1 protein-coding gene is annotated in these 221 nt (G+C 57.0%); it reads left to right on the top strand.

Annotation, left to right across the window (positions count from 1 at the left end):
• Positions 1–181 (top strand): hypothetical protein (locus tag H6B10_RS16925; protein ID WP_204652511.1); only part of this gene is annotated, 181 nt, incomplete at its 5' end.
• Positions 182–221 lie beyond the last annotated feature (40 nt).

Here is a 221-nt window from a genome sequence, read left to right as displayed (position 1 = left end):
GATCTGTTATGCCTTCGGAGCCGTGGTACTGCTTACCGGCGTCGTCTGCCTGATCCAGTATGTGCGCGTCCGCGGCAGCGGCTTTACCGCTCCCTTTTTGCTGGTAGGCGGCATAACAAGCAGCAGGACCCCCAGGACGATAAAGGCGATGCTGAGCAGCAGCATGCCGTTTTTCACGTAACGCAGCATAGGCGCACGCTCCTTCCGGTTAAATTTATACG

The sequence above is a fragment of the Gemmiger formicilis genome (assembly GCF_016901605.1).
Classification (GTDB): domain Bacteria; phylum Bacillota; class Clostridia; order Oscillospirales; family Ruminococcaceae; genus Gemmiger; species Gemmiger formicilis_B.
This window is presented reverse-complemented; position numbering and strand designations above follow the sequence as displayed.